Source organism: Ruegeria sp. S263, assembly GCF_056780525.1.
Map to the genome: position 1 here is coordinate 1,853,930 of NZ_CM165558.1, position 21,415 is coordinate 1,875,344.

Below are 21,415 nucleotides of genomic sequence, written 5' to 3' on the forward strand. Positions count from 1 at the left end.
TTCGGAGTAAGGTATGCCCAGCGATCAACCTCAGCCTTCTTTTGTGCTTGTGCGCCCTCAGATGGGGGAAAACATCGGCGCCGCCGCGCGCGCGATGTGGAATTTCGGGCTGGACCGAATGCGGATTGTGGCGCCGCGCGATGGCTGGCCGAACCCCAAGGCCGTTGCCATGTCCAGCGGGGCTGGGCGGTTGCTGGATGAGGCGCTGTTGTTTGACGATCTGGCTGGGTCGTTGGCGGACAGCACGTTTGTCTTCGCCACCACGGCGCGCCAACGGGGGCTGACCAAGCCGGTCTACAGCCCCGAGCGCGCGATGCAGATCGCCGCTGAAAAGGTCGCGGCGGGCGAAAAGGTTGCCGTGCTGTTCGGCCCCGAACGCGCCGGGCTTGAGAATGAGGATATTGCCAAGGCCAACGCCATCATCTCGGTCTCGGTGAACCCCGAATATGCCTCGCTCAACCTTGGGCAATGTGTGTTGCTGACTGCATATGAGTGGATGCGCCAAAGTGCCGATGTGGTGCATGAGGCCACCGATCTGGGCAAGGGTGACTGGGCCACGGGGATCGAGGTCGAAAAGCTGGTCGAACATTATGAGGACCGGCTGGACGAGGCGGGCTTTTTCTATCCCCCCGAAAAGGCCGAAGGCATGAAGACCAACCTGCGCAACCTTTGGTCTCGGATGCGGCTGACGCGGGCGGATGTGCAGATGCTGCACGGGATCATGCGGCAGATGGTCCGCTGGAAGGACAAGGGCTGAGGCTGGACCTATCTTCCGCTTCACCCTAGCGTGCGACGAAACAAGGACATGAGGACAGCATGAGCGGCAAGCGCAGCATCTTCGAAGAGGTCTCGGGCGACCAGAAACAAGAGGCAATTCAGCCCGGTATGATCGACCGTGGGCGTGGCGGTGCACGCAAGGCGATCCGGGCTTGGCTGATGATGCTGTTTGCGCTGGTTGTGATCATGATCGCCGTGGGCGGTCTGACGCGCCTGACCGACAGCGGCTTGTCGATCACCGAGTGGCGGCCCTTCACCGGGGCAATCCCGCCGATGTCCGAAGCCGACTGGCAGTCCGAGTTCGACAAATACAAGGAAATCGACCAGTGGCGCATCCAGAACCAGTGGATGGAATTGGACGATTTCAAAACGATCTACTGGTGGGAATGGGGCCATCGCCAACTGGGCCGCGTGATTGGTCTGGTCTGGGCAATCGGGTTCTTTGGCTTCCTTATGGCGCGGAAAATTCCAACTGGTTGGACGGGTAAGCTGCTTATACCCGGTGCTTTGGGCGGGGTTCAGGGCGCCGTGGGCTGGTGGATGGTCGCCTCGGGCGTAACGCAGGGCGAGGGTATGACCGCCGTCGCCAGCTATCGTCTGGCTGTGCATCTGGGGCTGGCTTTTGTGATCCTCGGGTTTCTTGCGTGGTACATCTTTGAGCTAGGCCGCGAAGAACGTGACCTGATGCAGGCCCGCCGCGCGAAAGAGGCGAAATTGTTCTCGTTATCGACTGGCCTAATGCACTTTGCGTTCCTGCAAATCCTGATTGGCGCTTTGGTCGCGGGGATCGACGCGGGGCGGTCCTATACCGACTGGCCTCTGATCGGTGGGCAGTTTTTGCCGCCCGATGCCACGATGCTGGAGCCGATGTGGCGTAACTTCTTCGAAAGCCCCGGATTGGTGCAGTTTATTCACCGTTGCGCGGGCTATCTGCTACTGATCTTCAGCGTCATCATCTGGCGACGGGGTGGCACCAGTGCGCATCCGCAGACGCGTTTCGCCTTTAATGCCGCCTTTGCGGCGCTGGCGCTGCAAGTGGTGATCGGCATCGTTACCGTGGTCTATGCCGCGCCGTGGCAGATCGCGATCTTCCATCAGTTCATGGCCGTTGTCGTCTGGACACTGATCCTGCGCGCGCGCTTCCTGACCGCCTACCCAATCGCAGCCTCGATCCGAGGAGTTTGACATGACCGCCTTTGATGACCTGATGGCCTTTCAACGCGAAACCTCGGCGCTGGGGCAGATTGCCGGGCGGCTGGGCTGGGATCAGGAAACGGTGATGCCGCGCGGGGCGGCCCCGCAACGGGCCGAGGAAATGGCTGCGATCGAATCCGTTCTGCACGCCCGCCGATCCGACCCACGCGTGGCCGAGTGGCTGGATCAGGCCGACCCGCAGGATGAGGTCGGCAAGGCACAGATCCGCGAAATTCGCCGGTCTTTTAAGCGCACGGTCAAAGTGCCCGCCGATCTGGCCAAGGCCATCGCCCGCGTGACTTCGTCGGCCCAGGGCACATGGGCGCAGGCACGAGCGGATGAGGACGTAGCGGCGTTTCTGCCTGTGCTGCAAGAGGTCGTCGCCCTGAAACGTGAAGAGGGTGCGGCGCTGGCCCAAGGCGGTGACGTCTATGACGCCATGGTCGAGGATTACGAGCCCTACACAACCGGCACCCAGATTGCCGATATATTCGACCAGATGCGTCCACGTCTGGTGGCCTTACGCGCCGCTGTACTGGACCGCCCTGTGCCGCAGAGCCTGACTGGCACATTTGACGAACTGACCCAGATGCGCCTGTCGCAGAAGCTGGCGACCACCTTTGGCTATGACCTGAACACAGGTCGTGTGGACAAGGCTGTGCACCCATTCAGCTCGGGTAGTGGACTGGATGTGCGTATCACCACCCGTACCAGTGAAACCGACCCGTTCAACTGTTTCTACTCGACCATTCACGAGGTCGGCCACGCCGCCTATGAACAAGGCATCGACCAAGCCTATGTGTTGACCCCGCTGGGCAGTGGGGTGTCGATGGGTGTGCATGAAAGCCAAAGCCGGATTTACGAAAACCAATTGGGCCGATCCCGCGCCTTTACCGGTTGGTTGTTCGCTCAGATGACAGCAGCCTTTGGCGATTTCGGGATCAGCGACGCCGACGCCTTCTACGCCACCGTCAACGGTGTCCATAACGGGTACATCCGGACCGAGGCGGATGAGGTGCAATATAACCTGCACATCATGTTGCGCTTTGATCTGGAGCGCGCCCTGATGGCCGGGGACTTGCAGGTCAGCGATCTGGAAGCTGCGTGGAATGACCGGTTCAAGGCCGATTTCGGCTATGCGGTCGACAAGCCGTCTAATGGTTGTCTGCAGGATGTGCACTGGTCGGTGGGGCTGTTTGGCTATTTCCCGACTTATGCACTGGGTAATGTCTATGCCGGTTGCCTTTACCAGACCCTGCGCGCGGCGCTGCCTGATCTGGATACGCAACTGGCGCAGGGCGATACCTCGGGCGCAACGGGGTGGCTGCGCGAAAATCTACAGCAATATGGCGGGCTTTATGCCCCGCGGGACATCATTACCCGTGCAAGCGGGGTTGAGCCGGGGCCAGAGCCTTTGATGGCGTATCTGGAAGACAAATTTGGCGAGATTTACTGCCTGTAACATGCCCGCTTGAACGCGTAGGCACGTGAATTCCATCCCCCGGTCAATAGAGTGTCCCAGGTACGGATGGAGAGGGGTGTTCGTCTATCCGGAATGCGCTGAAACCTGTGTAGTGACTGTGGTCCTTTGAAACCGGTCAAGCAGAGCGCGACGTTTGATAAAAAACCCCGCAGGCTGGCCTACGGGGTCTTACAAATTCTTTTGGGGCTGGTTTATTCGTCTTCGTCCTCGTCGCCCTGATCGGCGATCCAGGCGACGCTGACGACTTCTTCGCCCTTGCCGGTGTTGAACACACGTACACCGCCCGCGCTACGCGAGCGGAAGGAAATGCCCTCAACCGGCACACGGATCGATTGGCCTTTGGAAGTGGCCAGCATGATCTGGTCGTCGATTTCAACCGGGAACGACGCCACCAGTTCACCGCCGCGCATGGCCTTGTCCATTGCCGCGACGCCCATGCCGCCGCGCCCGCGCACGGGGTAATCGTGGCTGGAACTCAGCTTACCCGCGCCCCCCGAGGTGATCGTTAGGATTAGGTTCTCGGCTGCCGACATCTCGGCATAGCGTTCCTGCGTGATCGTGCCGGGTGCGGCTTCATCCTCGTCCGTTTCGCCGTCATCGGCGATGCCCGCAACGGCACGGCGCATCTTGAGGTAGGCCGCGCGCTCGTCCGGTCCGGCCTCGAAATGGCGGATGACAGACATCGACACAACGCGGTCGCCATTGGTCAGCTTGATACCGCGCACCCCGGTCGACTCGCGCGAGTTGAAGACGCGCACGTCAGTGGTGCGGAAGCGGATCGCACGGCCAGAATTGGTGACCAGCATCACATCTTCATCTTCGGAACAGATGCGTGCATTCACCAGTTCAACATCTTCGGGGAGTTTCATCGCAATCTTGCCGTTGCGGCGCACATTGGTGAAATCTGACAGGCGGTTTCGTCGCACGTCGCCTGCGCTGGTGGCGAAGACGATTTGCAGGTTTTCCCATTCGTCGTCCGGCACATCCACTGGCATGATTGCGGCAATAGACACGCCCGTGGGGATCGGCAGGATGTTGACGATCGCCTTGCCCTTTCCGGTGCGGCTGGACTGCGGCAAGCGCCAGGTCTTGAGCTTGTAGACCATCCCCTCGGTGGTGAAGAACAGTAGTTGCGTATGTGTGTTCGCAACGAAGAGGTTGGTAACGACGTCCTCTTCCTTGGTCTGCATCCCTGACAGGCCCTTGCCGCCACGCTTTTGTGCGCGGAAATCAGCCAGCGGCGTTCGCTTGATATAGCCGCCCGAGGTTACGGTCACGACCATGTCTTCGCGCTCAATCAGGTCCTCGTCTTCCATGTCGCCGGACCAGTCGACGATCTCGGTGCGGCGCGGAACGGCGAACTGATCACGCACTTCGCGCAACTCATCGCCGATGATCGACATGATGCGTTCGCGCGAGGACAGAATATCAAGGTATTCCTTGATCTTGGCAGCCAGTTGCTCCAACTCATCCGTGACTTCTTTGACGCCCAATTGGGTCAGGCGTTGCAGGCGCAGCTCCAGAATCGCACGGGCCTGTACCTCAGTCAGGTTATAGGTGCCATCGTCGTTCATCTTGGACAGTGGATCGTCGATCAGGCGTAGATAGCCTTCGATCTCGGCCGCAGGCCAACGGCGGGTCATCAGCTTTTCGCGCGCCTCGGCGGCATCTGCTGACGACCGGATGGTGGCAACCACTTCGTCCACGTTTGAAACGGCCACAGCCAGGCCACACAGGATGTGGCTGCGTTCGCGCGCCTTGCGCAGATCATAGGCCGTGCGGCGAGCGACAACATCTTCGCGGAAGTCGATGAACGAGGTCAGGAACCGGCGCAGAGTCAACTGTTCAGGCCGACCACCATTCAACGCCAGCATGTTGCAGCCGAAGGACGTTTGCATCGGCGAGAAACGGTAGAGCTGGTTCAGAACCACTTCGGGCGTTGCATCGCGTTTCAGTTCCACAACAACCCGTACGCCGTTGCGGTCAGATTCGTCCTGTACGTGCGCCACGCCTTCGATGCGTTTTTCCCGCACGGCCTCGGCGATCTTTTCGATCATCGACGCCTTGTTCACCTGATAGGGGATCTCGTCCACGATGATGGCATAGCGGTCTTTTCGAATTTCCTCGGTCCGCGTTTTGGCGCGGATGATGACACTACCGCGACCTTCCAGATAGGCTTTGCGCGCACCTGACCGGCCTAGCATCACACCGCCGGTCGGGAAATCAGGGCCGGGGACGTATTCGATCAACTGTTCAGAGGTCAGGTCCGGATCGTCGATCAGTGCAAGCGTAGCATCGACCACTTCGCCCAGATTGTGTGGCGGGATGTTCGTGGCCATGCCCACGGCGATACCACCGGCCCCATTGACCAGCATGTTCGGGAACCGCGCGGGCAGGACAGTCGGCTCTTTGTCCTTGCCGTCATAGTTGTCCTGAAAATCGACCGTTTCTTTTTCGATATCGGCCAGCAGGGATGCGGCAGGCTTGTCCATCCGCACTTCGGTATAACGCATGGCCGCCGGGTTATCGCCGTCCATCGAACCAAAGTTGCCCTGACCGTCCAGCAGCGGCAGCGACATCGAGAAATCCTGTGCCATCCGCACCAGCGCGTCATAGATCGCGCTGTCGCCGTGCGGGTGGTACTTACCCATCACATCACCAACGGGACGCGCCGATTTACGATACGCTTTGTCATGCGTGTTCCCGGTTTCGTGCATGGCGTACAGAATCCGCCGATGCACCGGTTTCAAGCCATCGCGCAGATCAGGGATCGCACGGGACACGATGACCGACATGGCATAGTCCAGATAGGACGTGCGCATCTCGGATTCGATGGACACCGTCGGACCGTCATAAACGGGACGCTCAGGCGGGGTTTCATCCATGTTTTCTGGGGTTTCTGGCGTATCGCTCACGTAAACTGCCCGATCTTTGGCTTGGGTCTATATCTTGTGTGTGCATCTTATCAGACCCGGCACATAAGGTGCAAGCCAGCTGAGCATTTCCGGCAAAAAACCACAGTAACACCGGAGTAACATATTGTTATTCAATAGTTTGAGGGTTTCCATGTTACCCTAACGAGACCTTGCAAGAAATTGGAGGTCTGCATGGAGCAAAGCGAAACTGAATTAATGCTCAAGGGATATGGGCTGACGACGGCGGAATTCTTCTATCACATGCCCGACTATATCCACGTTCTGAATACGTTCATCTGGCAGGATTACGATCTTGCCCCGGACCACCCGAAACTGTTTGATTTCATCGAATTCTGGCAGCGCGAGATTGAAGGACCGCTGCATTCGGTGAGGTACACGCACCGGAAAATGATTGCCCCCGGAGAATGGCGCAACATGGTCGGTGAATTCAGGATAAACTGAACAGGCATTCTCAACGCGGTTTTATTGAGTAGAGTGGCATGCAAACCGTTTGCCATATGGAAAGTCACAATGTCTCGAATTCTGTATCTCGCTTTTGCCGTCACAATGCTTGGCGGTCCCGTCGCTGCCGAAGGCGTCCTGGATAAAATCAAGAAGGGTGCTGAAGACACTGCAAACGCCATTGGGCGTGGGGCCGAGTCGGTTGGGAACACAGTCGAAAAGGGCGTGAGCGCCGTGGATGACACCATCGACTCCACTGCCGATCTGATGTCGAACGAAGCCACCCCGGAAGAGACACGCGCGAAACTTGACGTCATGGCAAACGAGGTTCTTACCCAGCTTATGGCAGAGAACCCCGAGGCTCAGGCGCTTTACGATGTCAGCGCCGGATACGCGGTTTTTGATTCCAGAAAGGTGACGGTATTCCCGGTGTCCGCCGGATACGGGCGTGGTGTGGCCGTGTCGAAAGAGACCGGACAGCACACCTATATGAACATGGGAACCGGAGGGGTCGGTGCCGCGATTGGAATCGGTGGGTTTGAAACCAAGTTCGTTATCCTGTTTGAAACGCAGGCGGATTTGGACAAGTTCATTGACTATGGATACGACGCTACGGCCCAATCGGACGCCATGTACGGTGAAGAACGCACTGACGAGACACTCAGGTTTACCGATGGCCGTTCCTTCTTTGTCCTTAGCAAGAAGGGGTGGCGCGTTTCGGCAGGGGCGTCGGGAACCAAATACTGGAAATCGCCCGAGTTGAACTGATCAGCCCGAACAGCTTGCGCCGCCCAATACGCAGAACTTGGCGCAGTGCGGGTGGTTCAGGTGCACATCAGCTTCGGCCTCGGCCAATGTTTCTCCCATCTCGAACTCTGGTTCGTAGGCCAGCAGGGTGCAGGCAAGCACGGCGGGTTTGTCAGAGCCCTTGCGTTTCACGACCATCCTTGCGTTTGAGCACATGACCGCCTCGGGTGATTTATCCAGAATGCCCCAGCAAGCGGTTGTGATCTCAGGCACTTCGATGGTTTCGTCCATCTCGGGGAACAGAACGGTCCGCGCGGGGTCCTGCGCGTCGATGTCAAAACCATGGGCCTCATATAATGCGGCATATCCTGCACGGCTTTCTGCGTCGGTATCCCCCCAAACCGAACGCCCGGCCACTGCCATTTGAAACCCGTTGTCGCGTAGCCATTTCATACCTTCGACGGTCTTGTCAAAGCTGCCTTGCCCACGCTCTTCGTCGTGAAGGTCAGGGCGGAAGTGATCGACAGAAATCCGCAAAGTCAGCTTGTCGCCGAAGTCACGTTGCAGGTCCAACAAGCCTTCGCGGACCTTGGGACGCATCATGGGCTGCATTGCGTTGGTGAGGATCAGCACCTCGAACCCACGTTCAAGCGCGGCGCGCGTCATCCCGATCATTTGGGGATTCATGAAAGGTTCACCGCCGGTGAAGCCTATTTCACGTACCGGCCACGCGCGTTCTTCGATCTGGTCCAGATATGCGCAAACCTCATCTGCGGTTATGTAAACCAGCGCGTTGTTGGTCGGGCTGCTTGCGATATAGCAGTTGGTGCATTCGATATTGCACAGCGTGCCAGTATTGAACCAAAGCGTCTGAGGATCCTTCAACGCCACGGATGCACGGGTTTGCCCGTCTGCTGTCACCAATTTGTTCTGAAATTTGCCAATATTGGCGCTTTGAGGGGCGTTGTCTTTCATTCCGGTTTCCGGTTCTTTGAGCTCGTGTGAAAGACTTAGCGCCTTGGCCTGTGTTCGTTAAGTGGGCAGAACCGAACTGACAGAGTTGTGAAGACGCAGATTGCCGCAAATATGGTTGCGCTAACATTGGACATGGCCTTAGGGGCAAGGTAAGGAAAACACATGGTTTCTCGTGTCATACCCGTCGACCCCTTTGATCTGGTCATTTTTGGCGGAACCGGTGATCTGGCGCAGCGCAAGATCCTTCCGGCGCTGTTCCGTCGGTTTTGTGCTGGTCAATGGGCCGATGGGGTGCAGATTATTGGCGCCGCCAGAACAAAGCACGACGGCGCAACCTTTCGGCAAGTTGTGGCCGAATCGCTGAAAACGCATGCCTCGGTCCAGTGCAAGGATGCGGCGGCGCTGGCGGCATTTCTTCATTGCGTCGATTACGTTGCACTAGATGGTGGTTCCGACGAAGGGTGGTCGACATTGGCGGCCAAGCTTCAGCCCGACATGGTGCGCGCCTTCTATTTTTCCGTTGGGCCAAGGCTGTTCGGTTCGTTGGCCGAGCGAATTCAGTCACATGATCTTGCGACCGAACAGACCCGAATTGTCGTTGAAAAACCGTTTGGTCACGATTTGGACAGCGCGAAGGTGTTGAACGCGACCTTGGCTGCGCATTTCAGGGAAAAGCAAATCTACCGGATCGACCATTATCTGGGCAAAGAAACGGTTCAGAACTTGATGGCAGTACGGTTCGGAAACATGTTGTTTGAGCCTCTCTGGAACAGCCAGTACGTAGATCACATTCAGATCACCGTGGCCGAATCCGTAGGTATAGATGGGCGGGAAGAGTATTATGAGCGCGCCGGTGCGATGCGCGACATGATGCAGAACCACCTGATGCAGCTTTTGTGCCTGATCGCGATGGAACCGCCGGCGAAATTCGACCCAGACGCCGTGCGAGATGAAAAACTCAAGGTTATCCGCGCCTTGGACCCGGTTGAACCGCACCATATCGTGCGCGGTCAGTTTGAAGGGGGCGGGCCAAGCTATCGTCAGATCGCGGGCAATCCACGATCGACCACTGAAAGTTACGTGGCGCTGCGGGCGCATGTCAGCAACTGGCGATGGGCTGGTACACCGTTTTATTTGCGAACGGGCAAACGGTTGGTGGCGCGCTCGTCGGTCATCAATGTTATGTTTAAGGATGCGCCGCACTCGATCTTTGGTGAACAGGCTGGCCGTCACGCGAATGTCCTGTCGATTCGACTGCAGCCGAACGAAGGGATCACCCTGAAGGTGACGATCAAGGAGCCTGGGCAGGGGGGCATGCGTCTGGTCGACGTGCCCTTGGACATGAGCTTTGCCGAGGCGCTGGGGCCTGAAAACCAAGAGCCGCCGGACGCATATGAACGGCTGGTGATGGATGTGATCCGCGGCAATCAGACCCTGTTCATGCGCGGCGACGAAGTCGAGGCCGCATGGGCGTGGACCGACCCTATTATTGCGGGTTGGCAGTCGCGTGGGGACGTGCCGAAACCATATGAAAGTGGCAGTACCGGCCCGGGCGACGCCGAACTGCTGATGAAACGGGATGGTCGCCGGTGGCAAGGGATAAACCCATGAAAATACAGGAATACGCCGACAGGGACATGCTGGCCATCGACGTCGCCAACGTCTTGGCCGGAGATCTGGAAGCCGCGTTGCTGCATCACGACATGATTTCGCTGGCGGTTCCCGGCGGCACTACTCCGGGGCCGATTTTTGACGGGTTGTGTGCCGCTGATCTGGAATGGGACAGAGTGCGGATTTTACCGACGGATGAGCGTTGCGTGCCAGGCAGTAGCGACCGATCCAACGAAAAACTGATCCGCGAGCGTCTGCTGACAAATCGCGCATCAGCGGCGCAATATGTTCCGCTGTATCTGGACGGCAAGGACCCCGAGACAGTACTGCCGGAAGTCGAAAGCCTGATCACTCCGGTCCTTCCCCTGTCGGTTCTTGTTCTGGGGATGGGAGAGGACATGCATACGGCGTCACTTTTTCCTGGAATGCAGGGATTGGAAGAGGCCCTTGATAGGCACGCGCCGCCGCTGGCCATCGCCCGGACCGAAGTCCAGCCAGAGGCGCGCATAACCCTGACGGCACCGGTTCTGGACGGGGCCTTGTCCAAACATCTGGTGATCTTCGGGGCTGCAAAGCGCGAGGCGTTGAAACAAGCACTTACCTTGCATCCGGAAGAGGCACCGATCGCAGCGGTGCTAAGTGGGATGACGGTTCACTGGGCGGAGTGACGACAATGAAACTGGATAACCTCAGAACTCTGGCAGCCGGCGCGCAGGACCGCGCGATTTTGGACTTGTTCGAACATTCGGCCGACAGGGCGCGCATTTTCTCGGCTTCGACCGGGGACTTGCTGTTTGATTACTCGAAGACCCAGTTGGATACGACGATCCGCGATGCCCTAATTCAGTTATGCGATGAGGCAGATTTGGCCGACCGTCGCGAGGCGATGTTCAGCGGTACCAAGATCAACGAAACCGAAGGCCGCGCGGTGCTGCACACGGCTCTTCGCAATTTGGACGGTGGCCCGGTAGAAGTTGATGGTCTGGATGTCATGCCTGACGTTTTGGACACGCTTCAACGTATGCGGGTCTTTGCCGAAGAGGTGCGCGGCGGTGCCGTCATCGGGGCAGGGGGCAGCTTTACGGATGTGGTGAATATCGGAATCGGTGGGTCCGATCTGGGTCCGGTTATGGCCACTCATGCTTTGTCCCCGTATCACGATGGGCCAAGGTTGCATTATGTGTCGAACGTGGACGGCGCGCATATCGCCGATACGTTGAGACAACTGGATCCGACGCGGACGCTGGTCATTGTCGCCTCGAAAACCTTCACAACCATTGAGACCATGACCAATGCGCGAACGGCTCGGGCGTGGATGACCGAAGGTGGGGGCGACCCGGCGACACAATTCGCGGCGGTGTCCACCGCTTTGGACAAGACGCAAGCCTTTGGCATTCCCGAAAACAGGGTATTCGGCTTTGCGGATTGGGTCGGCGGAAGGTACTCGGTCTGGGGGCCGGTTGGTTTGCCCGTGATGATCGCCGTCGGATCGAATGCTTTTGATGCCTTCTTGCGGGGCGGTCAGGCCATGGATGTGCATTTCCGAGCGGCTGACTGGGGTGAAAACATGCCTGTCATGCTGGCTCTCGTCGGTATCTGGCACCGGCAGGTTCTTGGCCATGCCAGCCGTGCGGTTCTGCCTTATGATCAGCGGTTGTTGCGGTTGGCCGCGTATTTTCAGCAACTCGAGATGGAGTCGAACGGAAAATCCGTGGCGATGGATGGCGCTGCATTGGCGGTTCCTTCCGGACCAGTCGTTTGGGGCGAGCCTGGAACCAATGGGCAGCACGCTTTCTATCAATTGATCCATCAAGGCACCGACGTGATCCCCTGCGAATTCATGGTTGCAGCCGAAGGGCACGAGCCGGAGCTTTCGCATCACCACCGTCTATTGTTGGCGAATTGTTTGGCTCAATCCGAGGCGTTGATGCGAGGGCGTTCGCTGCCCGAAGCACGGCAACGCATGGCCGCGAAGGGGTTGGAAGGCGCCGAGCTGGAACGTCAGGCCCGCCACCGGGTCTTTTCCGGAAACCGACCTTCAACCACATTGATATACCCAAAACTTACGCCGTTTGTTTTGGGGCAGATAATCGCGCTGTATGAACATCGTGTATTTGTCGAAGGTGTGCTGTTGGGAATTAACTCGTTTGACCAATGGGGTGTCGAACTAGGTAAGGAACTGGCAACATCGCTTGGCCCGATCGTGGAAGGTGAGGAATCGGCGTCTGAAAAGGATGGTTCGACCGCCGCGTTGGTGGCGTATGTGATGCGCCATCGGGACTGAGGAAAAAACTTCTTTTTGCCGCAGCGGAATGCTGCATTCTATTATTGTCAGCAAATTAAATGCTTGGCAGGGTGGGTCCCCGAACAGATGCCCTGCTGGTCGTTGCAGGGGGCGGAACAAATGCACTGTCGCAAAGAAATGGTGCAACTACAGGGAGGATGTCCATGCTGGGACAAATGATGACGCAGCCGCTGCTGATCTCGTCACTGATTGAACACGCGGATCGCTATCATGGTCAGACCGAGATCATCTCGGTTGAGACCGACGGGTCCGTGACCGAAAGCACTTGGTCACAAGTGGCGGTGAATGCGCGAAAGCTGGCGTCAGCCTTGACCAAACTGGACCTCGAACCGCAAGCGCGTATCGGGACACTGGCGTGGAACAATCGGCGGCACCTGGAAATATATTATGGAACTTCTGGTGCAGGCTTTGTGTGTCACACGATCAACCCCAGACTGTTTCCCGAACAGCTCACCTACATCATCAACCACGCGAAAGACCGGGTTCTGTTCTTTGACGCGACCTTTATTCCGCTGGTTGCGGCGATCAAAGAACATCTGACCGAAGTTCAGCATTTCGTGCTGATGGGGCCAAAGAACGATGACGCGATCGCGCGGGTTCCCGGTGTTCAGTTCTATGATGAGCTGATCGAAACAGGTGATGAAGGGTTCCAATGGCCCAGCTTTGACGAAAACACTGCGTCCAGCCTGTGTTACACATCCGGCACAACGGGAAATCCGAAGGGCGTGTTGTATTCCCACCGTTCGACCGTGTTGCATAGCTTCGGTTCGAATACGCGGGATGTCATCGGGTACTCCGCCGTGGACGTTGTGATGCCGGTGGTGCCGATGTTCCATGTGAATGCGTGGGGGTCGCCTTATGCCTGCGCGATGTCAGGCTCGCGCATGGTTCTGCCTGGGCCTGATCTGCATGGTGAGGCGTTGGTGAACTTGATTGACACCTATGGCGTTACACTGGCGATGGGTGTTCCGACGATCTGGCAGGGTTTGCTGGCCCATGCTGGAAAGTCGGGCAGTAAACTTACCAGTCTGGAGCGAACGGTTATCGGCGGCGCGGCCTGCCCACCCTCGATGATCGAAACATTCCGTGACACCTATGATGTAGACACTGTTCACGCCTGGGGCATGAGCGAGATGAGCCCGTTGGGTACGGCGAATCAACCCATGGCGAAACACGCTGATCTGCCGATTGAACAGCAGCACAAGCTGCGCGAGAGTCAGGGCCGGCCGTGCTATGGCGTCGAACTGAAAATCGTTGACGATGACGGCAATGAACTGCCCCGCGATGGTGAAACTCAGGGTGATTTGCTGGTTCGCGGGTATTGGGTGCTGGACAGCTATTTTGAACTGCAGGATCAGAACCTGCTGCAGGATGGCTGGTTCGCCACTGGTGATGTGGCGACTTTGGATGCCGACGGGTACATGACCATCCGTGACCGATCCAAGGATATCATTAAATCTGGTGGCGAATGGATCAGTTCAGTTGAGTTGGAGAATATCGCCGTTGCCCATCCCAAGCTTGCGACGGCCGCTGTGATCGGTGTTCCGCACCCCAAGTGGGACGAGCGCCCTCTATTGGTTGCGGTAAAGGCCGAGGGGCAGGACCCGTCGGAGGACGAACTGCTGTCATACTTCGACGGCAAAATTGCCAAATGGCAGATTCCTGACAAGGTTGTCTTTGTGGACGCGCTGCCACTGAACGCTACGGGCAAGGTGCTTAAGCGCAACCTTCGTGCGGACTTTTCGGATGCCCTTACGGGCTAAGTATTTAAAATAAGGGAAAATGGCTCCGGCGGTAGGGATCGAACCTACGACCAATTGATTAACAGTCAACTGCTCTACCGCTGAGCTACGCCGGAACGGTCCGCGCCGTATATCAATACGACTCTGCGGCGTCCAGAGGGGTGCGCGAAGTTTTTTTGACGAAGGTTGACTGTCCACGGCGCAGGGAAATTCGCCGAACCATTCTTCTGAAATCTGAAGGGGAATTTGGCTCCGGCGGTAGGGATCGAACCTACGACCAATTGATTAACAGTCAACTGCTCTACCGCTGAGCTACGCCGGAACTGAGGGCCGTATAGCAACCTCGTTTTTGGCCGACAAGACAAGATCGTCATAAGAGCTGAAAAAAGTTCTTTGGTTAGCCCAACCTTTCAAAAAGCGCATTCACGGAAAGCTGGCCTTTTGGTGAAGCCTTTGATTTTCCGCATAAATCGACAAGATGTGCAAAAACATTGCGCTCGGCGGCGGGTAGAAGGGCCGCAGGGGTTTCTGTGTATATCCTTTCGGCCAGGTCGCGTGCGGTGCCGGGCTTTTCCTCCAGTGCGGTCAGAATCTGGGCTTCGCGTTCAAGCCGGTGATTGATCAGCCAGTCCAGACGCTCGGTTGGATTCTGAATTGGTGCTCCGTGACCGGCATGAAAACTGCTCCAGTCACGTTCGCGCAGGCGGTAGCAGGCGTTCATGAAATCAGTCAGATCACCATCTGGTGGTGACACAAGAGAGCTGGCCCAACCCATGACGTGATCTGCGGTAAAACAGACATCCGACCAACCCAGCGCGATATGGTTGCCCAGATGACCGGGGGTGTGAATGACGTCGAGTTGCCAGCCGTCGCCTTGGATAACTTCGCCGTCTGAAACCTCGATATCCGGACGGAAATCGGTGTCGATGCCTTCGCCGCCGCCTGCGAGGCCCTGTTCCGCCAATTCGGACATAACTGCGCTGCGGCCAGATTCGGGGCCGCCAAATGCCAAAATCGGGGCACCTGTGCGGGCGGCCAATGGTGCGGCAAGGGGCGAGTGATCAAGATGCGTGTGCGTTACAATAATATGGCTGATCCGCTGGCCGGGCTGCAAAGCATCCAGAATCGCCTGAAGATGATCCTCATTCAGTGGGCCGGGATCAATGACGGCGCAGTCCTTTTCACCCAATAGATATGTGTTGGTGCCCCGATATGTCATTGGCGATGGATTGGGGGCCAGAATGCGCCTTAGGCCCGTCTGTAACTCGACAGCCATACCTGGGCGCGGGTTGAAATCGTCGGGAGCCTGCATTCTGTACTCTTTCTCTTGTCGGATCAGCCCGTTAGGTTTAGCGCATGTCCAGTCGGTGGCTCAAATCCTATATGCCGCGCAGTCTCTATGCGCGTGCGGTTCTGATCCTGGTTCTTCCGGTGATCGTTCTTCTGTTGGTGGTCGGCGTCGCGTTCATTCAAAAACACCTTGAGGATGTGACCGCGCAAATGACCAGCGCGGCTGCACGTGAGGTCGACCTGATTACAGACACGATGGCAGACGCCGAAACGCAGCATCAGGCCATTGCCGCGATTCGACAGGACATTGCCTCATTGGAAATGAAGGCCCGATTTTTAGGGATCAATGAAGGGCCCGATATTGGATACCGCAGATGGTATGACTTCATCGCGCCACAGGTAGAAGCCGATCTGCACGAACAATTGCTGGATCTTGTGGCAGTCGCTCTGCCAACGGGCGATCAGGCGCGGCTGTATATGCGGACCCATCTAGGCTTGCTTGAGCTGACACTGGATCGCCGTCGCTTGTCCCCAACCGCGCCGCACCAGTTGATCGTGACCATGGTTTTCTTCGCGGTGATCATGACTTCGATTTCCTTTTTGTACATGCGCAATCAACTTCGGCCGATCACTCGACTGGCGAATGCAGCGCAGGCATTTGGCCGGGGCAGGGTTGTGCCTTATTCACCCGGAGGGGCAATTGAAGTCCGCGCAGCGGGCAGTGCGTTTTTGGACATGCGCGCGCGAATTGAACGCCAGATGGAACAGCGCACACTGATGTTGTCGGGGGTCAGTCACGATCTCAGAACCCCGTTGACGCGACTGAAACTGGGCCTGTCCATGCTGCCCGAGGATGAGGCCGCGCCGCTGCAACAGGATGTGGATGAAATGCAGTTGCTGTTGGACGCATTTCTGGACTTTTCGCGCGGGGCCGCAGAGGGCCCGCCGGAAACCGTTCAGCCCGAGATTTTGCTGAGGCAGATTGTCGAGGATGCACGTCGCGCAGGTCACGAGGCCAGCCTGGTCTCGGTCGAGGGCGAGGGTACGGCCTTGCTGCGTCCCACTGCCATTCGCCGGGCCGTTGAGAACTTGATCGGAAACGCGGTCAGGTACGGAAACCGGGCTGAAGTCAGTCTGTCGATGACACCCAAGACGATCCGTCTTCGGGTCGAGGATGACGGTCCAGGTATTCCACAGGATCAGCGCACCGAGGCCGTCAAACCGTTTTCTCGCCTTGATCCCGCTCGGAATCAGAATCAAGGTAGCGGTGTCGGCCTTGGCCTTGCGATCGTCTCGGACATCGCGCGCGCGCATGGCGGGGTATTACGCTTGGGCAAAAGCGAAAGGCTGGGCGGGTTGTGCGCGGACATAATCATCGGTCGATGACTCGGGGCAACTGGTCCGCTTTGGACGCAGGTTTTTTGACAATTGCCAAAATGTGCTAGGATGAACCCGAAGGAAGGGTAGAGAGCGTTTATGCTTTTGTAGGCCGTCTGTCGGGGATTCAGGTCAAAGGTCCGGTCGCGCGTGTTTCGCGTCGGTGTATTCACATTGACCGAAAGTCGAAATTTCTGATTTGCGCGCCTTGGTAAATGGTGAGGGTAAAATTTTGAATAAGTTGCTTATTTTTATTGGTGTCGTAATTGCAGGCGTGATTTATTTCGGGTGGTTTGAACCCTGTGACGAATTCTACACAGCCTGTCAGTATGTGGGCTTGCGTTGAAGCGGTTTTTGGTAGGCCCGGAGGGACTCGAACCCCCAACCAAAGCGTTATGAGCGCTCTGCTCTAACCAATTGAGCTACAGGCCCGCCTAAGCGCCTTGCGTACCACGGTGAACAGCCGCGTCAAGCCTGACCGTTGCAACATGTCCAACAATCGACTAACCCGCGCGTGAACCATTCATAAGGGGTTGGCCATGACAGCGGGCAAGAACGGAATCACCTATGCTGATGCAGGCGTTGACATTGATGCGGGGAACGCTCTGGTCGACCGGATCAAGCCTGCGGCCAAGCGGACGAACCGCTCGGGCGTGATGAGCGGTCTGGGCGGATTTGGCGCGCTGTTCGACCTCAAGGACGCAGGTTATAGCGACCCGATTCTGGTGGGCGCGACCGATGGTGTAGGTACCAAGCTGCGCATCGCCATTGATACCGGCGTAGTTGACGGGGTGGGCATTGACCTGGTGGCCATGTGCGTCAACGACCTGATCTGTCAGGGCGCCGAGCCGCTGTTCTTCCTCGACTATTTCGCCACCGGCAAGCTGGACACAGATACCGCCGCGCGGATCATCGAAGGCATCGCTGAGGGCTGTGTACAGTCTGGTTGCGCCCTGATCGGGGGTGAGACCGCTGAAATGCCTGGCATGTACCCCGAAGGCGATTTCGACCTGGCCGGTTTCTCGGTCGGCGCGATGGAGCGTGGCGCGCATCTGCCCGCAGACGTGCAACAGGGTGATGTGCTGCTAGGGTTGGCCTCGAACGGGGTGCATTCCAACGGCTATTCGCTGGTGCGCAAACTGGTTGAACTCTCGGGGCTGGGCTGGGATGCCGCCTCGCCGTTCAGCGAAGGTTCGCTGGGCGAGGCGCTACTGACGCCGACGCGTCTGTATGTCAAACAGGCGTTGCAAGCGATCCGGGCAGGGGGCGTTCACGCGCTGGCGCACATCACTGGTGGCGGCCTGACTGAAAACCTGCCGCGCGTACTGCCTGATGAGTTGGGTGTGCAGATTGATCTGAATGCGTGGGACTTGCCGCCCGTTTTCCGCTGGATGGCTGACGTTGGCGGCATCGCCGAGGCTGAAATGCTAAAGACCTTCAACTGCGGTATCGGCATGATCGTCGTTTGCGACGCCGCGCAAGCAGATGAACTGACCACTTTGTTGGCCGAGGCAGGTGAGACCGTTGCCCGGATCGGCAGCGTCACAGACGTGCCCGGCGTATCTTATTCGGGCCACCTGCTGTGAGCTACAAGCGCGTCGCGATCTTAATTTCGGGTGGCGGTTCCAACATGGTGTCGCTGGTCGACAGCATGACTGGTGATCACCCTGCGCGACCGTGTCTGGTGCTGGCCAACGATCCGCAGGCGGGCGGCTTAGTGAAAGCCGCCGACCGCGGCATCGCTACGGCTGCGGTTGATCACCGACCGTTCAAGGGGGACCGCGCCGCTTTTGAGGCCGAGTTGCTGAAGCCCTTGGAGCAAGCCCAGCCTGACATCGTATGCCTTGCTGGTTTCATGCGGGTTTTGACGGCGGATTTTGTGTCGCGATTTCAGGGTCGGATGCTGAATATCCACCCGTCACTGTTGCCAAAATACAAGGGTTTGAATACCCACGCCCGGGCAATCGAAGCAGACGATGTTGAACATGGCTGCTCGGTTCATGAGGTCACGGCCGCATTGGATGACGGTCCAATCCTGGGTCAGGCCCGTTTGAACATTGAACCAGATGAGACGCCCGAAGCGTTGGCTGCACGTGTCCTGGTATTAGAGCACAAACTCTACCCGACGGTGCTTAGACGTTATGCAGGCGCGGATCGCACTCCGGTGTTGCTACCTTGAACATTTCAGGGTGATTTACACTTACGTGTTATTCGGCCTATGGTCTGCACTACGGCTCGGTATGTCAAAAAACTGACGGGCAGTCACAAAGAACAAAAGCAAGAATAGCACCACGAATGAAAACCCTGACAACGACGCAAGAGTTGGCCGAGTTCTGCACGGCGGCTGCGGATCATGACTATGTCACCGTGGACACCGAGTTTCTCCGGGAACGCACCTACTATTCCAAACTCTGCCTGCTGCAACTTGCGGTTCCTTCCTCGGACGAGGGCAGTGCTGTTCTTGTTGATCCTTTGTCGGACGGACTGTCGCTGGACCCGTTGTACGAGCTTTTTGCTAACGAAAGTGTTGTCAAAGTCTTCCATGCGGCCCGGCAGGATCTTGAGATTTTCTGGGTCGAGGCTGGCGTGTTCCCCAAGCCGTTGTTTGACACGCAAGTGGCGGCGATGGTTTGCGGTTTTGGTGAACAGGTTGGTTATGAAACGCTGGTGCGCAAGATTTGCAAACAAGGTTTGGACAAGACCTCACGCTTTACAGATTGGTCCCGGCGGCCTCTGTCCGAAGCGCAAAAAACCTATGCTCTAGCAGATGTAACGCACCTGCGGCAAATCTACGAACATTTGGCCGCTGAGTTGGAGAAATCCCAGCGTAGTCATTGGGTCGCCGAAGAGTTGCGGACACTGACCTTGCCTGACACATACGATATTCGCCCAGAAGACGCTTGGAAGCGGGTAAAGACGCGGACAAATTCCGCCAAGTTTCTGGCCGTCGTGCGCGAATTGGCCCGGTTCCGCGAGGCTTATGCGCAGGAAAATAATGTACCGCGCAGCCGTGTGTTCAAGGATGATGCACTGATCGAACTTGCATCTACCAAGCCGAAATCGCCGTCAGACCTGGGTGGCTCTCGTTTGTTGCTGCGCGAAGCCCGCAAGGGGGCTATTGCCGAAGGTATTTTGAACGCTGTCAAACAAGGGGTCAGTTGCCCGCCCGAACAAATGCCGCGCGTGGACACCAGCCGAGACAAGCTTAAGGTCAATCCTGCGCTGGCGGACCTTTTGCGCGTGTTGCTGAAGTCAAAAACCGAAAGCGCGGGCGTTGCGGCAAAGCTGATCGCAACCAGTTCCGAGTTGGATCAGATTGCCGCCGGTGAGCGCGACGTGCCCGCCATGTCAGGCTGGCGTTTCGAGGTGTTCGGCGAGGACGCCCTCAAACTGTGTGAAGGTAAGATCGCTTTGGCTGCCAAGGGGCAAACGGTGAAGGTCGTCACGCTTTAGCGACAGTTACCGGCGCCGGGATTCCAGTGCGTTCTGCTGACCGACGACCCGAACCAGACGGGTGTTTTGCAGGTCATCCAGGCTAACATTAACCGCATCGGACACCGCTCGTGACCGTTCTGTCCCCTGATTGGTGGCGTAACTGGGGTAGCTGACCCTGAACGTGAACTCCAGAACCCCGTTCTTTTGGTTCTCTGCGTTTTCAACCCGGACAAGTTGGGCCCCATAAGCGCCTTGGCGCGCAGCGGTACCCCTTACATAAATGATGGCACCCGAGGGCGTGGGGTTAATCCGCAGCTCATCAACCTTGGCGATCGGCACGCTGTTGTCCACGGGATCAGGTCTTGAAAACAGGCCGGACCCTTCGCGTTCTGGCGGTACCAGGACGTTGGGGTCATAGGCCGCCTCGGTGGGTGGTGGGGTCGACGTGCTGGACCCGAACCAGTTGGATGGGTTCGCCCGCGAGTCGCTCCAACTGTTGCAGGCAGACAGGGTCAGTGCGGCGATCATAAGGAGTGACAGTGATTTTTGCATAGACCCAGCTCAGAGCATTAAATTCCGCAATGGGTTATCGTAATTTGCAAGCTTTGAAAACCCATGGCAGGGCTGGACAGATGCGGGTGCGCGGCATAGTTCTCCTGTATGGTCGCAACAAAAGGATCGCCGCAAGATGGCAACGCCAGCCTTTGAAGAAATCGTTGAGGATTTCGAGTTTCTGGAGGACTGGGAAGACCGGTACCGCCACGTCATAGAACAGGGCAAAGCGATGGAGCCGTTGGACGATGCGCTCAAGGTGCCTGCCACAAAGGTGAATGGCTGTGCCAGCCAAGTATGGTTGCAACCCATTATTGAAGGTGGTGTGTTTCGCTTTGATGGCGACAGCGATGCGTTGATCGTGCGGGGCCTGATCGCTGTGCTGCGGTCGCTTTATAACGGCTTGCCGGTTGCAGAGGTGCCAAAGGTCGATGCAGGCGGAGAATTGGCGCGGCTGGGCCTAAATGATCACCTGTCCGCCCAGCGTTCAAATGGCCTGCGGGCGATGATCCAGCGCATTCGGGAAGTGGCTCAGGAAAACGCCTGACCC

General features: G+C 57.6%; 18 protein-coding genes and 3 tRNA genes. 14 read left to right on the forward strand and 7 right to left on the reverse strand.

Translation table 11 applies throughout. The annotated features are described in order from the left end of the window. Positions 1-13 precede the first annotated feature (13 nt). The 3 genes from ACT2B1_RS09265 to ACT2B1_RS09275 are packed head-to-tail and all read left to right on the forward strand — an operon-like array spanning position 14 to position 3,433. Positions 14-757, forward strand: a complete 744-nt coding sequence (locus tag ACT2B1_RS09265; protein ID WP_171240710.1) for an RNA methyltransferase — start codon at positions 14-16, stop codon at positions 755-757. Between the two features lie 59 nt (positions 758-816). After that, positions 817-1,962 carry a heme A synthase gene (gene ctaA / locus ACT2B1_RS09270; protein ID WP_481668986.1) on the forward strand — a complete coding sequence of 382 codons (1,146 nt, stop codon included), beginning with the start codon at positions 817-819 and terminating at the stop codon, positions 1,960-1,962. Between the two features lies 1 nt (position 1,963). Then, positions 1,964-3,433 carry a carboxypeptidase M32 gene (locus tag ACT2B1_RS09275; RefSeq protein ID WP_171240712.1) on the forward strand — a complete coding sequence of 490 codons (1,470 nt, stop codon included), beginning with the start codon at positions 1,964-1,966 and terminating at the stop codon, positions 3,431-3,433. Between the two features lie 212 nt (positions 3,434-3,645). Here ACT2B1_RS09275 and gyrA read toward each other — a convergent pair whose 3' ends face one another. Beyond that, entirely contained in the window at positions 3,646-6,369 is a 2,724-nt protein-coding gene (gyrA, locus tag ACT2B1_RS09280) for a DNA gyrase subunit A (protein WP_171121573.1), read from the reverse strand. A gap of 192 nt (positions 6,370-6,561) precedes the next feature. On the opposite strand from gyrA, the gene ACT2B1_RS09285 reads away from it, so the two are divergent. Continuing rightward, on the forward strand, positions 6,562-6,831 hold the full coding sequence (locus ACT2B1_RS09285) for an usg protein (protein WP_171121572.1): 270 nt from the start codon (positions 6,562-6,564) through the stop codon (positions 6,829-6,831). A gap of 69 nt (positions 6,832-6,900) precedes the next feature. Further along, positions 6,901-7,599 carry a lipid-binding SYLF domain-containing protein gene (locus tag ACT2B1_RS09290; RefSeq protein WP_481668987.1) on the forward strand — a complete coding sequence of 233 codons (699 nt, stop codon included), beginning with the start codon at positions 6,901-6,903 and terminating at the stop codon, positions 7,597-7,599. Here the strand turns inward: ACT2B1_RS09290 and ACT2B1_RS09295 are convergent, their stop codons facing one another. Beyond that, a complete protein-coding gene (locus ACT2B1_RS09295) occupies positions 7,600-8,553 on the reverse strand; it encodes a radical SAM protein (protein WP_171240714.1) in 954 nt (317 codons plus the stop codon). 162 nt (positions 8,554-8,715) lie between these two features. Between ACT2B1_RS09295 and zwf the strand changes: the two genes are divergently transcribed. The 4 genes from zwf (at position 8,716) to ACT2B1_RS09315 (ending at position 14,232) form a co-directional block, all read left to right on the forward strand. Then, positions 8,716-10,164 carry a glucose-6-phosphate dehydrogenase gene (gene zwf, locus ACT2B1_RS09300; RefSeq protein WP_481668988.1) on the forward strand — a complete coding sequence of 483 codons (1,449 nt, stop codon included), beginning with the start codon at positions 8,716-8,718 and terminating at the stop codon, positions 10,162-10,164. Continuing rightward, positions 10,161-10,832, forward strand: a complete 672-nt coding sequence (gene pgl / locus ACT2B1_RS09305; protein ID WP_171121568.1) for a 6-phosphogluconolactonase — start codon at positions 10,161-10,163, stop codon at positions 10,830-10,832. Before zwf ends, pgl begins: the two co-directional genes overlap by 4 nt. A 5-nt stretch (positions 10,833-10,837) precedes the next feature. Beyond that, positions 10,838-12,448 carry a glucose-6-phosphate isomerase gene (pgi, locus tag ACT2B1_RS09310; RefSeq protein WP_481668989.1) on the forward strand — a complete coding sequence of 537 codons (1,611 nt, stop codon included), beginning with the start codon at positions 10,838-10,840 and terminating at the stop codon, positions 12,446-12,448. A 164-nt stretch (positions 12,449-12,612) separates the two neighbouring features. Further along, positions 12,613-14,232 (forward strand): long-chain-fatty-acid--CoA ligase, encoded by a 1,620-nt coding sequence (locus tag ACT2B1_RS09315; protein WP_481668990.1) that lies wholly within the window; start codon positions 12,613-12,615, stop codon positions 14,230-14,232. Positions 14,233-14,252: 20 nt separating this feature from the next. Here the strand turns inward: ACT2B1_RS09315 and ACT2B1_RS09320 are convergent. From ACT2B1_RS09320 to ACT2B1_RS09330, 3 genes are all read right to left on the reverse strand, one after another. After that, a tRNA-Asn gene (locus ACT2B1_RS09320) sits at positions 14,253-14,327 on the reverse strand. A 131-nt stretch (positions 14,328-14,458) separates the two neighbouring features. Then, positions 14,459-14,533: transfer RNA gene (locus tag ACT2B1_RS09325), tRNA-Asn, on the reverse strand. A gap of 75 nt (positions 14,534-14,608) precedes the next feature. Further along, complete coding sequence (locus ACT2B1_RS09330; RefSeq protein WP_481668991.1) at positions 14,609-15,523, reverse strand: MBL fold metallo-hydrolase; 915 nt, start codon at positions 15,521-15,523, stop codon at positions 14,609-14,611. Between the two features lie 44 nt (positions 15,524-15,567). On the opposite strand from ACT2B1_RS09330, the gene ACT2B1_RS09335 reads away from it, so the two are divergent. Further along, positions 15,568-16,887 carry an ATP-binding protein gene (locus ACT2B1_RS09335; protein WP_171240718.1) on the forward strand — a complete coding sequence of 440 codons (1,320 nt, stop codon included), beginning with the start codon at positions 15,568-15,570 and terminating at the stop codon, positions 16,885-16,887. 346 nt (positions 16,888-17,233) lie between these two features. Here ACT2B1_RS09335 and ACT2B1_RS09340 read toward each other — a convergent pair. Then, a tRNA-Ile gene (locus tag ACT2B1_RS09340) sits at positions 17,234-17,310 on the reverse strand. A gap of 107 nt (positions 17,311-17,417) precedes the next feature. On the opposite strand from ACT2B1_RS09340, the gene purM reads away from it, so the two are divergent. From purM to rnd, 3 genes are all read left to right on the forward strand, one after another. Continuing rightward, complete coding sequence (purM, locus tag ACT2B1_RS09345; protein WP_171121563.1) at positions 17,418-18,464, forward strand: phosphoribosylformylglycinamidine cyclo-ligase; 1,047 nt, start codon at positions 17,418-17,420, stop codon at positions 18,462-18,464. Next, positions 18,461-19,057 (forward strand): phosphoribosylglycinamide formyltransferase, encoded by a 597-nt coding sequence (gene purN / locus ACT2B1_RS09350; RefSeq protein WP_171240719.1) that lies wholly within the window; start codon positions 18,461-18,463, stop codon positions 19,055-19,057. The genes purM and purN overlap by 4 nt, the downstream gene beginning before the upstream one ends. Before the next feature lie 116 nt (positions 19,058-19,173). Continuing rightward, complete coding sequence (gene rnd, locus ACT2B1_RS09355) at positions 19,174-20,331, forward strand: ribonuclease D (protein WP_171121561.1); 1,158 nt, start codon at positions 19,174-19,176, stop codon at positions 20,329-20,331. A 6-nt stretch (positions 20,332-20,337) separates the two neighbouring features. On the opposite strand, the gene ACT2B1_RS09360 is transcribed toward rnd, so the two are convergent. Beyond that, positions 20,338-20,865, reverse strand: coding sequence for a hypothetical protein (locus tag ACT2B1_RS09360; RefSeq protein ID WP_171124859.1), 528 nt, complete (start codon positions 20,863-20,865; stop codon positions 20,338-20,340). A 136-nt stretch (positions 20,866-21,001) separates the two neighbouring features. On the opposite strand from ACT2B1_RS09360, the gene ACT2B1_RS09365 reads away from it, so the two are divergent. Beyond that, a complete protein-coding gene (locus ACT2B1_RS09365; RefSeq protein ID WP_171121559.1) occupies positions 21,002-21,412 on the forward strand; it encodes a SufE family protein in 411 nt (136 codons plus the stop codon). Positions 21,413-21,415 lie beyond the last annotated feature (3 nt).

Bases quoted from the DNA above. Each gene is read 5' to 3' on its own strand.
- ACT2B1_RS09295 (WP_171240714.1), bottom strand. From the start codon at position 8,553: ATGAAAGACAACGCCCCTCAAAGCGCCAATATTGGCAAATTTCAGAAC.
- ACT2B1_RS09335 (WP_171240718.1), top strand. From the start codon at position 15,568: ATGTCCAGTCGGTGGCTCAAATCCTATATGCCGCGCAGTCTCTATGCG.
- ACT2B1_RS09290 (WP_481668987.1), top strand. From the start codon at position 6,901: ATGTCTCGAATTCTGTATCTCGCTTTTGCCGTCACAATGCTTGGCGGT.
- ACT2B1_RS09365 (WP_171121559.1), top strand. From the start codon at position 21,002: ATGGCAACGCCAGCCTTTGAAGAAATCGTTGAGGATTTCGAGTTTCTG.
- ctaA (WP_481668986.1), top strand. From the start codon at position 817: ATGAGCGGCAAGCGCAGCATCTTCGAAGAGGTCTCGGGCGACCAGAAA.
- ACT2B1_RS09285 (WP_171121572.1), top strand. From the start codon at position 6,562: ATGGAGCAAAGCGAAACTGAATTAATGCTCAAGGGATATGGGCTGACG.
- ACT2B1_RS09265 (WP_171240710.1), top strand. From the start codon at position 14: ATGCCCAGCGATCAACCTCAGCCTTCTTTTGTGCTTGTGCGCCCTCAG.
- zwf (WP_481668988.1), top strand. From the start codon at position 8,716: ATGGTTTCTCGTGTCATACCCGTCGACCCCTTTGATCTGGTCATTTTT.
- ACT2B1_RS09315 (WP_481668990.1), top strand. From the start codon at position 12,613: ATGCTGGGACAAATGATGACGCAGCCGCTGCTGATCTCGTCACTGATT.
- pgl (WP_171121568.1), top strand. From the start codon at position 10,161: ATGAAAATACAGGAATACGCCGACAGGGACATGCTGGCCATCGACGTC.
- pgi (WP_481668989.1), top strand. From the start codon at position 10,838: ATGAAACTGGATAACCTCAGAACTCTGGCAGCCGGCGCGCAGGACCGC.
- purM (WP_171121563.1), top strand. From the start codon at position 17,418: ATGACAGCGGGCAAGAACGGAATCACCTATGCTGATGCAGGCGTTGAC.
- ACT2B1_RS09360 (WP_171124859.1), bottom strand. From the start codon at position 20,865: ATGCAAAAATCACTGTCACTCCTTATGATCGCCGCACTGACCCTGTCT.
- ACT2B1_RS09275 (WP_171240712.1), top strand. From the start codon at position 1,964: ATGACCGCCTTTGATGACCTGATGGCCTTTCAACGCGAAACCTCGGCG.
- ACT2B1_RS09330 (WP_481668991.1), bottom strand. From the start codon at position 15,523: ATGCAGGCTCCCGACGATTTCAACCCGCGCCCAGGTATGGCTGTCGAG.
- rnd (WP_171121561.1), top strand. From the start codon at position 19,174: ATGAAAACCCTGACAACGACGCAAGAGTTGGCCGAGTTCTGCACGGCG.